This is a genomic window from Staphylococcus sp. Marseille-Q1834 (assembly GCF_916858875.1).
Taxonomy (GTDB): Bacteria; Bacillota; Bacilli; order Staphylococcales; family Staphylococcaceae; genus Staphylococcus; species Staphylococcus pragensis.
In genome coordinates, this window is sequence record NZ_CAKASN010000002.1 from 375,661 (window position 1) to 389,667 (window position 14,007).

The 14,007-nt window shown below is 30.5% G+C and carries 12 protein-coding genes; 1 reads left to right on the plus strand and 11 read right to left on the minus strand.

Translation table 11 applies throughout. The features are described from left to right. From dnaJ to lepA, 6 genes are all read right to left on the minus strand, one after another. On the minus strand, positions 1 to 1,134 hold the full coding sequence (gene dnaJ / locus LIX58_RS10995; protein ID WP_154837560.1) for a molecular chaperone DnaJ: 1,134 nt from the start codon (positions 1,132 to 1,134) through the stop codon (positions 1 to 3). Positions 1,135 to 1,281: 147 nt separating this feature from the next. After that, positions 1,282 to 3,120 (minus strand): molecular chaperone DnaK, encoded by a 1,839-nt coding sequence (gene dnaK, locus LIX58_RS11000; RefSeq protein ID WP_126566997.1) that lies wholly within the window; start codon positions 3,118 to 3,120, stop codon positions 1,282 to 1,284. Positions 3,121 to 3,180: 60 nt separating this feature from the next. Next, positions 3,181 to 3,807, minus strand: a complete 627-nt coding sequence (gene grpE, locus LIX58_RS11005) for a nucleotide exchange factor GrpE (RefSeq protein WP_126566998.1) — start codon at positions 3,805 to 3,807, stop codon at positions 3,181 to 3,183. A gap of 31 nt (positions 3,808 to 3,838) precedes the next feature. Further along, positions 3,839 to 4,816, minus strand: a complete 978-nt coding sequence (hrcA, locus tag LIX58_RS11010; protein ID WP_154837558.1) for a heat-inducible transcriptional repressor HrcA — start codon at positions 4,814 to 4,816, stop codon at positions 3,839 to 3,841. A gap of 99 nt (positions 4,817 to 4,915) precedes the next feature. Then, positions 4,916 to 6,040 (minus strand): radical SAM family heme chaperone HemW, encoded by a 1,125-nt coding sequence (gene hemW, locus LIX58_RS11015; RefSeq protein ID WP_154837556.1) that lies wholly within the window; start codon positions 6,038 to 6,040, stop codon positions 4,916 to 4,918. A gap of 185 nt (positions 6,041 to 6,225) precedes the next feature. Further along, complete coding sequence (lepA, locus tag LIX58_RS11020; protein ID WP_226386326.1) at positions 6,226 to 8,049, minus strand: translation elongation factor 4; 1,824 nt, start codon at positions 8,047 to 8,049, stop codon at positions 6,226 to 6,228. Between the two features lie 336 nt (positions 8,050 to 8,385). On the opposite strand from lepA, the gene rpsT reads away from it, so the two are divergent. Then, positions 8,386 to 8,637 (plus strand): 30S ribosomal protein S20, encoded by a 252-nt coding sequence (rpsT, locus tag LIX58_RS11025; protein ID WP_103298117.1) that lies wholly within the window; start codon positions 8,386 to 8,388, stop codon positions 8,635 to 8,637. 38 nt (positions 8,638 to 8,675) lie between these two features. Here rpsT and holA read toward each other — a convergent pair whose 3' ends face one another. The 5 genes from holA to LIX58_RS11050 all read right to left on the minus strand — a co-directional run bounded on the left by holA (position 8,676) and on the right by LIX58_RS11050 (position 14,007). Further along, positions 8,676 to 9,650, minus strand: a complete 975-nt coding sequence (gene holA / locus LIX58_RS11030) for a DNA polymerase III subunit delta (protein ID WP_126567002.1) — start codon at positions 9,648 to 9,650, stop codon at positions 8,676 to 8,678. A 78-nt stretch (positions 9,651 to 9,728) separates the two neighbouring features. Then, positions 9,729 to 11,660, minus strand: coding sequence for a DNA internalization-related competence protein ComEC/Rec2 (locus tag LIX58_RS11035; RefSeq protein ID WP_226386327.1), 1,932 nt, complete (start codon positions 11,658 to 11,660; stop codon positions 9,729 to 9,731). Positions 11,661 to 11,939: 279 nt separating this feature from the next. Beyond that, positions 11,940 to 12,398, minus strand: a complete 459-nt coding sequence (locus tag LIX58_RS11040; RefSeq protein WP_126567004.1) for a ComE operon protein 2 — start codon at positions 12,396 to 12,398, stop codon at positions 11,940 to 11,942. 132 nt (positions 12,399 to 12,530) lie between these two features. Beyond that, complete coding sequence (locus LIX58_RS11045) at positions 12,531 to 13,235, minus strand: helix-hairpin-helix domain-containing protein (protein ID WP_226386328.1); 705 nt, start codon at positions 13,233 to 13,235, stop codon at positions 12,531 to 12,533. Positions 13,236 to 13,281: 46 nt separating this feature from the next. Further along, positions 13,282 to 14,007, minus strand: coding sequence for a class I SAM-dependent DNA methyltransferase (locus LIX58_RS11050; RefSeq protein WP_126567006.1), 726 nt, complete (start codon positions 14,005 to 14,007; stop codon positions 13,282 to 13,284).

The window sequence follows — 14,007 nt, forward strand, 5'->3', positions numbered from 1 at the left end:
TTATTCCCCTCTAAAGAATTTACGTGCTTTATCTTTAAAATTAGATGGTTGTTCTTCTACACTTTCACCACTAATCTCTGCAAATTCTCTCATTAATTCTTTTTGTCTATCAGTTAACTTAGTCGGTGTAACTACCTTAATATTAACAAATAAATCACCATGACCGTAACCATGAACATTTTTTACACCTTTATCTTTTAAACGGAATTGTTTACCAGTTTGTGTACCAGCAGGGATGGTAAGCATTACATTTCCATTTAGTGTAGGAATTTTAATTTCATCTCCTAATGAAGCTTGAGGGAAACTAACATTTAATTTGTAGAATAAATCATCGCCGTCACGTTCAAATTTATCTGAAGGTCTAACACGGAATACTACATATAAGTCACCATGTGGTCCACCATTTTCGCCTGGTGCACCTTCACCAGCTAAACGAATTTGTTGATCGTTATCTACACCTTCTGGGACAGTTACTTCTAATTTAACTGTTTTATTTTCAGTACCTTTACCGTGACAAGTTGGACATGGTTCTTCGAATTCTTGACCTGAACCCTCACATTTAGGACATGTTTGTTCAGTTCTTACTCGACCTAAAATAGTATTTTGTTCTACTGAAACATGGCCAGCTCCGTTACAGTAACTACATGTTTTCTTATTAGTTCCAGGTTTAGCCCCATCACCATTACAAGTATGACATGTAACGTCTTTTCTAATAGATATTTCTTTTTTAGTACCAAATACAGCCTCTTCGAAATCAAGAGTCATTGTATATTGTAAGTCATCACCTTTACGTGGCGCATTAGGATCTCGTTGACGTGATCCACCAAAGAAGGAACTAAAGATATCTTCAAATCCTCCGCCACTAAAGCCGCCGAAGTCTTGACCACCGAAGCCTTGGCTACCAAAGCCACCTTGAGGGCCACTATGACCGAATTGATCGTAGTTAGCTCTTTTATTATCATCACTTAAAACTTCATACGCTTCAGAAATTTCTTTAAACTTCTCATCAGCGCCTTCTTCTTTATTGATATCTGGGTGATATTTTTTTGATAATTTACGATAAGCTTTTTTTATTTCATCTTTAGAGGCATCCTTACTTACACCTAAAACTTCATAGTAATCTCTTTTAGCCACTGTTATCTCTCCTTTTACCGTTCAACGTGTATTCAAATATTTTAATTATAACAGAAAAAGCCAAAGCCAATGTTCAATTGACTTTGACTTTTTGGCTGACATTTATGGTAGTTTACTGAATTTAGCAAACTTTATAAACGATAGCTATTATTTTTTATCTTCATCGTCATTTACTTCTTTAAACTCAGCATCTTCAACGTTGCTATCATTACCTGATTGTTGTTCTGCACCGCCTTGAGCTTGTTGTTGAGCTTGTTGTGCTTGTTGGTAAACTTTAGCAGATAATTCTTGGATTACTTTTTCAAGGTCTTCTTTTTTAGCTTTAATTTCATCTAAATCTTGACCTTCAAGTGCTGATTTTAATGCATCTTTTTTGCTTTCAGCATTTGATTTATCTTCTTCACTTATGTTTTCGCCTAAATCTGAGATTGTTTTTTCAACTTGGAATACTAAGCTATCAGCATCGTTTCTTAAGTCTACTTCTTCACGGCGTTTTTTGTCAGCTTCAGCATTTTCTTCCGCATCTTTAACCATACGATCGATTTCTTCGTCAGATAAAGCTGAGCTTGATTGAATTGTAATATTTTGCTCTTTATTAGTACCTAAGTCTTTAGCAGTTACATTTACGATACCGTTTTTGTCGATGTCGAATGTTACTTCGATTTGAGGTACACCACGTGGAGCTGGTGGAATATCAGTTAATTGGAATCTACCTAATGTTTTGTTGTCAGACGCCATTGGACGTTCACCTTGTAATACGTGAATGTCTACTGCTGGTTGATTATCAGCAGCTGTTGAGTAAACTTGTGATTTAGAAGTTGGAATAGTTGTATTACGTTCGATTAACGTATTCATACGTCCACCCATGATTTCAATACCAAGTGATAATGGTGTAACGTCTAATAATACTACGTCTTTAACGTCACCAGTGATAACGCCACCTTGGATAGCTGCACCCATAGCTACTACTTCATCTGGGTTTACACCTTTATGAGGTTCTTTACCGATTTCTTTTTTAACTGCTTCTTGTACAGCTGGGATACGAGTTGAACCACCAACTAAGATAACTTCATCGATTTCTGAAGTAGATAAACCAGCGTCTTTAAGAGCTTGGCGAGTTGGTTCCATTGTGCGTTTAATTAGTGAATCAGCTAATTCTTCAAATTTAGAACGAGTTAAGCTAATTTCTAAGTGTAATGGACCATTTTCACCTGCTGAAATAAATGGTAATGAGATTTGAGTTTGAGATACACCAGATAAATCTTTTTTAGCTTTTTCAGCTGCGTCTTTAAGACGTTGTAAAGCCATTTTATCTTGTGATAAATCTACGCCATTTTCTTTTTTGAATTCAGATACTAAGTAATCAATGATTACTTGGTCAAAGTCATCCCCACCAAGTTTGTTGTCACCTGCAGTAGAAAGAACTTCGAATACGCCATCGCCTAATTCAAGGATAGATACGTCAAAAGTACCGCCACCTAAGTCGAATACTAATACTTTTTGATCTTGATCAGTTTTATCTAAACCATAAGCTAATGCAGCAGCTGTTGGTTCGTTGATAATACGTTCAACTTCTAAACCAGCAATTTTACCAGCATCTTTAGTAGCTTGACGTTCAGCATCATTGAAGTATGCAGGAACAGTAATTACTGCTTTTTCTACTTTATCTCCTAAATAGCTTTCAGCTGTATTTTTTAAGTTTTGTAAAATCATAGCTGAAATTTCTTGAGGAGTATAAGATTTACCTTCAATGTCAACTTTGTAGTCTGTACCCATATGACGTTTGATAGATTGTACAGTATTAGGGTTAGTGATTGCTTGACGTTTAGCAACTTCACCTACTTGAGTTTCACCATTTTTGAATGCTACAACTGATGGTGTAGTTCTAGCACCTTCAGGGTTTTGGATTACTTTAGGTTCGTCACCTTCTAATACAGAGACACATGAATTTGTTGTACCTAAGTCAATACCGATTACTTTACTCATAATAAAATTCCTCCAATTTGGTTAATTTAATATAATAAATGGTGTTTTCGTCAAATAAAATTATTGATTTACTTTAACCATTGATGGTCTTAAAACTCTATCTTTTAACTTGTATCCTTTTTGTAATTCTTGAGTAATTTCTCCAGATTTGAAATCAGGATTATTATCTTGAACTACTGCTTGATGGAAGTTAGGGTCGAATTCTTGCCCTTCAGATTCGATTTCTTCAAGACCATTTTCTTTTAAAGCTCTTAATAAGCTTTCATGAACCATTTGTACACCTTTTTGTAAGGATTTGAATGATTCGTCTTCGCCTTCAATTTGAAGTGCGCGTTCAATATTATCAATTGTTGGCAAAATGTCAGTTAAGACACGTTGCGCTTGATATTTTTTATTTGTTTCATTTTCATTTTGAATTCGACGTTTGTAGTTTTCGAATTCTGCATATAATCTTAAATATTTTTCTTCGTTTTCGTTAGCTTTTAATTGTAATTGCTGAATTTCTTCATCTTTAGGATCTACTGATGTTTCTTCAGAGTTTTCTTCACTAACGTCATTATTTTGTAAATTATCATCTTCTGAAGTAGTTGAGTCACCGTTTTCTACTGTTGTTGGTTCCTCTTTGTGATTTTCTTTTTCTTCAGAAAAGTCTGTAGTGTTTTTTACAGATTCATCTTTTTCTGTCATGTTATGCCCTCCAATATAATTACAATTAGACTTACCAAATTTGGCTAAGTAATTGAATCACATTTTGATAATGCATCGCAGTTGGTCCGATAACCGCAATTTGTCCTTTTAAAGAATCATCAAAATGATACTGACTAGTGACAATAGAAATATCACTCAGACTATCATCAATTTCTTTACCAATTTTTACATTGATACCTGATGTGGATATATCTTCTAGTAAGTCAGTAATCCGTTCAGATTCTAAATATTGTAAAATTGGTTGAATAGATGAAACATTGGTTTCATTCAATGCATCAATTAGTTTAACCTTTCCACCCATAAAAATGCTATTACTTTGTTTGAGTAAATGAGAATTAAGCATTGTAATTAAATCATTTACAAAAAGTTCTTCTTCTAAAGTCTTTGAAAAATACTTATTTTTCTCATTTAATTGAGTATCTTCAAGACTATAGTTATTAGTAATAAATTTTGCTATTTCAGTTAATCTATTACTATTCAAACTTATATTCGAACTTAATTGCAAATGTTCTACATGGCCGGAATGATAAATAATAACCATAATTAATATAGACAGATTCGCCTGTATTAAATGAATATTATTTATAATATCTTTATTGTGATTAGGACGAACAACTAACGTTGCATATTGAGATTTCATAGATAATTCGTTTGCAAAATAACTTAATGCTGAAGAAATATCGTAGTGATTCTCAATCAATAGTTGATTTAACCGTTGAACTTTCTTTTGTTTATGATGAGATGTTTGTTTTAATAATTGATTGACGTATAACCTAAACCCCTTCTCTGATGGCGAACGACCTGATGAAGAATGTGCCTTCTCTAAAAAGTTTAATTCTTCCAATTGTTTCATATCGTTCCTAATCGTAGCAGGGCTCACATTTAAGTGATGTCTGTCAATCAAGGTCTTAGAACCAATAGGTTGTCCTAAATCAACATAATCTTCAACAATTGCATTTAAAATGCTTAATTGCCTTTCAGTAATCATGTTTTCACCTCATTAGCACTCTTTTCTCTCAAGTGCTAATTATAATTTATCAAATTGGTCAAAGTAAGTCAACGTTAAAGCTCTGATTTTTGTAAAAAATTATATATTTAATAAAAATGTCTCGAAAACCTCGTTTCCTATCACTTTTCCTCTCTCAGTTAACGATATATAATCGTTGTTTTCTTTAAGTAATTGATTGTTTTTAAGTTGTTTTATTGTTTGACCAAACACTTCATTTAAAGAAACATTAAATTTATTTTCAAACGTTTTTCTATTAACCCCTTTATTCATTCTTAAACCTAAAAACATTTCTTCTTCCATCTTTTCTTCAAATGTAGGAAAATTACTTGTTAAGATAGGACGTTTTCCACTATTTATTGCATTAATATAATGTTGAACTGGATTTAAATTGGAATATCGTTCACCGTTCACATATCCACTTGCCCCAGCTCCAAAGCCATAATATTCTTCATTCAGCCAATATACTTTATTATGCTCAGATTCATGTCCTGGCTTAGCGAAATTAGAAATTTCATATTGATGAAATTGACTTCCTTCTAATTTCTTCATTAGGTATTGATACATCTCTGCGCCTAAGTCTTCATTAGGTAGCTTCAGTTTGCCTTTACGGTACATATTATAAAATTGTGTTTTAGGTTCCAGAATTAAGCCATAACTTGAAATATGATCAATATCCATTTGAAGTGCTCTATTTAAGCTATCCTCAAAATCTTCTAAAGTTTGTGAAGGTAAATGATACATCAAATCTAAACTGATAGAGTCAATTCCTGCATTCCTTGCATTGTTAACTGCGTTATAAATATCTTCACTTTGATGTGTACGACCAAGTATTTTTAATAATTCAGGTTTAAAAGTTTGTACACCCATAGATATTCTATTAACGCCGTATTCTTTTAATAATTTAACTTTATTAAATGTAAGTTCATCAGGATTAGCCTCAAAACTATACTCACCGTTTATTTTAAATATTGAGTTAATAGCTTTAAGTAATCTTTCAAGTTGAGCTTCACTTAATGCAGTTGGCGTGCCGCCGCCCACATACATAGTTTCTAATTCCCTATTTTGGCTAGTTTTCATTTCTTCAATTAGTGCAGTTAAATATTCATCTACAGGTTGTTTATGAATGAAGTATTTATTGAAATCGCAATATGTACAAATTCTTACACAGAATGGTATATGGATATAAGCGCTTTTAACTGTCATTTTTTACACCCCCGCTTTAAATTCTCGAATAAAAAAAGGTTAAGACGAAGGTACATAAGTTCAGTAGTTTTAATTAAGTAGAAACAGTAAGTTTAACACCTAATTTTAATCAAGACTGAGACATTTTATTTTGTCTCAGCCTCTCTATATACAGTACCTATGATTGTCTTAACCACATTAATGTTCTATTCGTCATCCATTTTTAAGACAGCTAAGAAAGCGTCTTGAGGAATTTCTACGCTACCTACAGCTTTCATTTTAGCTTTACCTGCTTTTTGTTTTTCTAAAAGTTTACGTTTACGGCTAATATCCCCACCGTAACATTTAGATAAAACATTTTTACCCATTGATTTAATATTAGTTCTAGCTACAATTTTTTGTCCAATAGCAGCTTGAACAGGTACTTCAAATTGTTGTCTAGGAATCAATGTTTTTAATTTTTCAACTAAAGCTTTACCTCTTTCGTAGGCAAAGTCTCTATGAACGATGAAACTTAAAGCATCAACTTTGTCACCATTTAACAGAATGTCCATTTTCACAAGATTACTTTCTTTATTCTCAATGAATTCATAATCAAATGAAGCATAACCTTTAGTATTTGATTTCAGTTGATCAAAGAAATTGAATACGACTTCTGATAATGGGATTTCGTAAACAATATTTACTCGAATATCGTCTAAATAATCCATATTGATAAATTGTCCACGTTTACGTTGGCATAGTTCCATTACTGCACCTACATAATCATTAGGAACCATCATTGTTGCTTGAACATATGGTTCATAGATAGCTTCGATTTTATCACGTTCCGGCATTTGAGCTGGATTATCTACAGTAACTTCTGAACCATCTTTCATCACACATTGGTAAATTACAGATGGAGCAGTAGCAATTAATTCAATTCCAAACTCTCTTTCAATACGTTCTTGAATAATTTCCATATGAAGCATACCCAAGAAACCAGTTCTGAAACCAAAACCAAGCGCTTGAGATGATTCAGGTTCAAATTCTAATGAAGCATCATTTAATTGAAGTTTTTCAAGTGCTTCTCTTAAATCGTTATAGTCTTTATTATCTATTGGGAATAATCCACAATAAACCATAGGATTCATTTTTTTATAACCTTTTAAAGGCGCCTCTGCAGGTCGCTCAGCATGAGTAATTGTATCACCCACATGAGAATCATCTACATTTTTTATACTTGCAATAATATAACCAACATCACCAACAGTTAATTCTTCAACAGGCAACTGTTTCGGTGTGTTAATACCTACTTCACTTACTTCGAATTCTTTACCAGTAGCCATCATTTTAATACGATCGCCAGCTTTTACAACGCCTTCCATTACTCGAATTGATGAAATAACGCCTCGATATGGGTCGTACTCAGAATCAAATATAAGTGCTTTTAAAGGTGCACTTGGATCACCTTCTGGAGGAGGTACAACTTCGACGATTTTTTCCAAAATTTCTTCTATACCGATGTTTGATTTAGCACTTGCTAATACAACGTCATCTTGATCTAAACCAATAACATCTTCTAATTCTTGTTTTACCCTTTCTGGTTCAGCAGCAGGTAAATCAATTTTATTAACAACAGGTAGTAATTCTAATTCATTATCTAAAGCTAAATAAACATTTGCTAATGTTTGCGCTTCGATTCCTTGTGCAGCATCAACAACAAGAATTGCACCCTCACAAGCGGCTAATGATCTAGATACTTCATAAGAAAAGTCTACGTGTCCTGGTGTATCAATAAGATGGAACGTATATGTTTTTCCATCATTCGCTTCATATTTTAATCGTATTGCATTTAATTTAATTGTAATGCCACGTTCTCTTTCAAGATCCATAGAATCTAATAATTGGTCTTGCATTTCTCTTATTTCTACAGATTTTGTGTTCTCCAAAATTCTATCTGCTAATGTTGATTTACCATGATCAATATGAGCAATTATAGAAAAATTTCGGATAGACTCTCTTCTGTTATAGCGTTCTTGCATATCCATAACCTATCATTCTCACTTTCATAAAATTAGCCCGTATATGTATACATCTTTGATATAATATCGTTTTTAAAACTTAATTGCAAATTTGAGATAAACTATAATATTTTAACTTTATAATTTATAATTAACATGTTTCAACGAACTAGTTGTTAATTTATACTTCAATTATAAAGTGTTGAATTAGGCTTTCCAATAGCAAATACGATTTAATTTCTAAATAAAATCGTTTAACTTCAATTAATGATTGCACAAACATATATGTTTTGATAAAATATTTCTTGTTGTAATCAAAATAAAATTTGATATGCTAAAGCTCACTTTTAGGAGGTGACAGTAATGCCAAATATTAAATCTGCTATTAAACGTGTGAGAACAACTGAAAGCGCTGAAGCTCGTAACATTTCACAAAAAAACGCTATGCGTACTGCAGTGAAAAACGCTAAATCAGCTATCGCTAATAACGCTGATAATAAAGCTGAATTAGTTAGCTTCGCTATCAAATCAGTTGATAAAGCTTCACAAAGTAACTTAATTCATTCAAATAAAGCTGATCGCATTAAATCACAATTAATGTCATCAAGTAAATAATTTTTTAAAAAAGTTCAAGCTTAGCGCTTGAACTTTTTTTATAGAGATAAAATAAACAATTCAAGTATCAATTGTTTATCCATATAAGATGATTTTAGTTTATAGTCTGTTTCAGCACAATTATCAATGATATTTAAAAGCTGATTTAATTGATAGTGTCTTACTTGTGTAAGAGCAAGTTTCACTCTATATGGATGTACATTAACTGTCTTAGCAATTTGTTGACCACTATAGCCTTTTTGAGAAAGTATCTTACATTGATAATACAATCTATAATTACTCGTAATTAATGCCAATAACTTTATAGGTTCTTCCTTCATGATAATTAAATCTTTTACAAGTGAAATTGCTTTAGCTTTTTGCCCTTTTTGAATATATTCTGTTAATAAAAAAACGTTTTGTTCTAAACTACGATTAATGATTAAATTAACATCCTCTTTGGTTATTGTTGCCCTATCACCTAAAAATAAGATGATTTTTTCTAATTCTTGTGACACGATGTTGAAATTTATACCTGTTAATTCAATAAATAAATTTAATGCATCTTGCTTAATATCTTTATAGTTTTCATAAAGTTTATTCTGTATCCAAGATTTAATTTCTTCTTCAGACATTTGTTCAACTTTAGAAAGTTTGCCCTTTTGTTTTAACGTTTTAGTTATCTTTTTTCGTTCATCCAATTTATTTTGATAAATTTCAAAAATGATAAGATTCTCGCCATCGTATTTATTAAGAAATTCTAAAATTTGATCATTATTAGGTGTTAAATCTTTTGAAACTTTTTCGCCTGTAAAAATAAAAGAATTTTTAACAACAATTGCTTTTTTCTCTGAAATGAAAGGCATAGTTAATGTTTCTTCAATAATATTAGACATACTATGTTCATAAAGATTAAATTTTATATAATTAAAATCATCTTTTTCTTCATTTAAAAAGTCATTTACAATTTCATTGCTCTTCTTTTCAACAAGCTCTGGTACTTCTCCATAAACGGCCACTATATTATTTCCCATAGTAATGAGCACCCTTTCTAATTTTTACACGTTTACATATTATATCATGAGACAATTATTATCACTAATTTTCAATAATTAATTAAAAGAGGTACTAAAGTGATTATCGAGATCAATAGAAATTTCGCCATCATTTTGAGTATTAAAAATTTTAGAGTCTAATTTTAAAAGAGAATCAATTGTAGATTGATTAGGAAGATGATACTTATTATTTTTCCCACTAGATATGACACTTATAGAGGGATGAATTTTTTCAAGAAATGGGAGCGAACTACTCGTTTTACTGCCATGATGCCCTACTTTCAAAATATCTACTTTAGGTAAGTCATATTTTTTAAGTAATACAGTTTCATTATTTTTTGTCGCGTCTCCCATTAATAATATATTAATCTTTCTATATTTAACTAATAAAACAATACTTTGTTCATTTTTATCCTCACTCATTGGTATATAAGAATGAAGAAAAGATATATTACTATTTGATAAATGAATGGTATCAATCTTTGCTGCATCAAATAATTTGATATTATTCTTATCACAAATCATTCTTATTCGAGAGAGTTGTTCTTTTGAGTAACTGTAATCATTAATATATAATTTTTTAATTTTAATATGACTAGCCAAGTAAGGAAATTCGGCAATATGATCAGCATGTGGATGTGTAAGGATTAAATAATCGATTGAAGATATACCTTTAGATTTTAAAGAAGGGAGTATATGATATTTTGAAATGTTATGATTATCGGATTGATTATTTGAAGATTCTTTTCCTCCAGTATCAACCATTAAAGTTTCATTTTTATTAGTTTGAAACAATAAACTATCCCCTTGCCCTACATTTAAAAAAGTAATTGTACTGTGATATGGTTGAGAATTGAATAAGATTGCTACTATATAGACTAACAGAATTAGAAAACTTGCTAGTACTTTCTTGTGGCAAATAAAAATAAAACTTAAAAGAGAAAGTAAAAAGTAGATTAGTAAGTTAATTGGAGAAGTTGAGGCAACAAATATTTGTTCATTTTTAAATATAAGAAATAATTTTAGAATAACATCATGAAAATCAAAAATATTGTTCATGAGATTGTTAATAAAGTTAACATTATTAACGAAGTGATAAATAATAAATACAAATATTGATAAAGGAAAGATAACGAAACTATAAAAAGGGACAAAAATTAAATTTGAAAATAGTCCAATCCATTGAAGTTGATTAAAATGATATATACTTATAATTGAGGAAGATAACTGAGCGATAAATGTTAGAAATAAAAGACTTTGTAAGTGAGACAACGAATTAATTAGTGGTAAAGATAGAAGTATAAAAAATGATATTAAAAAGGAAAATTGGAAACCAATATCATATATTATTGTTGGGTAGCTAATTGTTAAACCAACAAACACAATACTTAAAATATCTAGTGAAGAAAGTTTAAACCGATGAGGAATAATTAGAAATATAATTGTAGCCAAAATTGCTCTTAAAGCACTTGGGGCGAAGCCAGTATAGAAAGCGAAAAGAATAAGCACTAAGATTATAGCTAATTTTATCAGCAATTTTGGAATATTGAATCTCACTAAACTTTGGTGTATTAAGAAGGATATAGTAGCAATATGAGAACCACTCACAGCAAGTAAATGATAGATACCTATTGTTTTGACTTTTTCTAAATACTCTTTGTCTATCCCGCTCATATCAACAGTAATTAATGCTAATATTTTTTCAGGATTTTTTAAATTACTATGCTGAAGTTTATTTGTAATATATTTTATATGTCGCTCAATAAAATTATCATGAACAAGCACATGACATTGTTTATAATTAATTTCTTTAATGAATACATATGCCTTATCATTAATAACATTTGAAAGGGTTCCCTTAATTGGACAAGCACTATGCTCTAGCATACTCGCTATTATATTATGATTCTTATTTATATATGTAAACGAATACTCAATACCATCAATATTAAATTCGCCTTTAAACTGATTTTTAGTTTGGCTAACCATACCGTTAAATACTACTTCCCTATTTATAATTTGATGCATACTGTAATATTGGTTAAGTTTAGCGCTTGCGTTTATATTATGTTCTGCTACTAATATCCCACAAATGAAACTTATAATTAATAAAATGAAACTTATAATTAATAAAATGAAAAAGTTAAAATTAAATTGTTTTTGAAGACTGAGGAAAATTAATAAACTTATAAGGAATAGTGAAAATACTTTTAAGTGAATCCACAAAATTCCAGATAATAAACTTAAAGCAATATAAATCATAAGTTATTAATTTACTAAATATCGAGCAACCTTTTCAGCTGAAAAATTAATTTGCTGATGCTCTATTCCTGACTGAGCTAACAATTTAAGTGCATATTCATGATTATGATAATCTTGAGCATAATATATTCTAGTAATACCAGCTTGAATGATTGACTTTGTACAGTTTAGACAAGGAAAATGAGTTACATATATAGTAGCACCTTCAGTAGATACACCTTGTTTTGCACATTGAAGTAATGCATTCATTTCAGCATGAATTGTACGAATACAATGACCATCTTCGATTAAACAACCTTCGTCAATGCAATGAACTTCTCCTGCCACTGATCCATTGTAACCACCGGCAATGATTCTATTATCTTTTACAATTGTAGCCCCCACTGAAAGACGTTGACAAGTTGAACGTAAAGCCAATAAATGGCTTTGGGCCATAAAGTATTCATCCCATTTGATTCTTTCCATAATTTTCAACTCCATTAAAGTGTATATTAACTAATATTATAGTTTAAGCCTATAGACATAGTAAATTAAAAATTAAGACTACGATTAACATATTATTTTAAGTTGATTATTTATCAAATTACTATTTTATTTTTAAACTGTAAAGTAATCTTTTATTTTTTCGAAAGTTTTACCTCCAATACCTTTGATATCTTTAAGATTATCAACACTATTAAACTGGCCATTTTTTTGTTTATATTCTAAAATTTCTTTAACTTTTGTCGGTCCTATTCCTGGAATATTTAAGAGGTCACTTTCAGTAGCAGTATTCAGATTTACTTTATTTTGAGTAGAATTTTTTCCATTTGAATTGATACTAGAAGGTGGACTAGAAGAATTTTTATTTACATCGTTTTTAGAAGGAACATTAATCATTTTTTGGTCAGTCAACTTTTCAGATAAATTAATTTGAGTGACATCAGCCTCTTTTAATAACTTTGCTTTTTTTAACACATCATTAACCCTATCAGAACTTTTCATTTCATAAACATCAGGTTTCTCAACAGCACCTTTGACATCAACTAAAACGGTTTTATTTTCTGAGTCCTTTTTATCTAAATTATCATCTACACCTTTTTTATTTTTGTGATGATTGTTAACTCCTTGATTAGAAATTTTACTATCATTATTTGAAGTATTTACTAGGTCATTGTTCAAGTTTGTTTCTGAAATATCCCCTCCTTTAAAAAATATTAAGAAAACACCAATTAATATAATACTAATTGCAATTATAATTTGAACCTTCCATTTCAGAATAAAATTCATTATGTCATTTATATTATTAAACAAAAAACTCATCTCCTTATATATATAAACGTATAAGGAAACGAGTTTACTTTAAAAATTATTTATTAACGACGAAAAATAGTCTTTCTCCATTTTCATCATGATTATTAATATCAAAATCTACAAATGTTTCAACTTTAGAAAAGCCAGCTTGATTTAATAAATTACGATAATGTTGCTCTTCAAAAGTTCTTTGATAGTGAGACTCATCAAATCTATGATAACTACCATCAGTATTTTTAATGAAAAAGCTCATATCATGATAGACACTATAAGGCTCCTCACCAACAATTGCTTCCCAAGCAAGGAAAGTATCATTGGTTTCATCTATATAACATTGATTATTGAATAGCGTGTTCATTTTAAAAATAGTGTGAACATCAAAAATAAAAACTCCAGAATCTGATAGATGATTATATACACAATTAAACGTGTGAAGTACTTCTTCATCATCTGGTAAGTAATTCAGTGAATCACAAAATATTGTTATGACATTAAACGTTTTATTTAATGAAAAATCGGTCATATCTCCTTCTAACCAAGTCACTTGATTAGATTTATTAGCAGCAATGGATAGCATTTCACTACTTAAATCCATTCCCGTAACCGTTCCAATAGAAGTAAGTAACGATGTTAAACTTCCTGTGCCACAGCCGATATCTAGTACATCAAGTTTGTCTGTAAAAGGCTGTGCATAATGCTTAACTATAGAAAACCACTTGTCATAAGGTTGATCTAAAGTTAATTGATCGTATACTGTACTCATTTCAACATACTGAGTCAT

Bases quoted from the DNA above. Each gene is read 5' to 3' on its own strand.
- dnaK (WP_126566997.1), bottom strand. From the start codon at position 3,120: ATGAGTAAAGTAATCGGTATTGACTTAGGTACAACAAATTCATGTGTC.
- grpE (WP_126566998.1), bottom strand. From the start codon at position 3,807: ATGACAGAAAAAGATGAATCTGTAAAAAACACTACAGACTTTTCTGAA.
- hrcA (WP_154837558.1), bottom strand. From the start codon at position 4,816: ATGATTACTGAAAGGCAATTAAGCATTTTAAATGCAATTGTTGAAGAT.
- hemW (WP_154837556.1), bottom strand. From the start codon at position 6,040: ATGACAGTTAAAAGCGCTTATATCCATATACCATTCTGTGTAAGAATT.
- lepA (WP_226386326.1), bottom strand. From the start codon at position 8,049: ATGGATATGCAAGAACGCTATAACAGAAGAGAGTCTATCCGAAATTTT.
- rpsT (WP_103298117.1), top strand. From the start codon at position 8,386: ATGCCAAATATTAAATCTGCTATTAAACGTGTGAGAACAACTGAAAGC.
- holA (WP_126567002.1), bottom strand. From the start codon at position 9,650: ATGGGAAATAATATAGTGGCCGTTTATGGAGAAGTACCAGAGCTTGTT.
- LIX58_RS11035 (WP_226386327.1), bottom strand. From the start codon at position 11,660: ATGGTTAGCCAAACTAAAAATCAGTTTAAAGGCGAATTTAATATTGAT.
- LIX58_RS11040 (WP_126567004.1), bottom strand. From the start codon at position 12,398: ATGGAAAGAATCAAATGGGATGAATACTTTATGGCCCAAAGCCATTTA.
- LIX58_RS11045 (WP_226386328.1), bottom strand. From the start codon at position 13,235: ATGAGTTTTTTGTTTAATAATATAAATGACATAATGAATTTTATTCTG.
- LIX58_RS11050 (WP_126567006.1), bottom strand. From the start codon at position 14,007: ATGACTCAGTATGTTGAAATGAGTACAGTATACGATCAATTAACTTTA.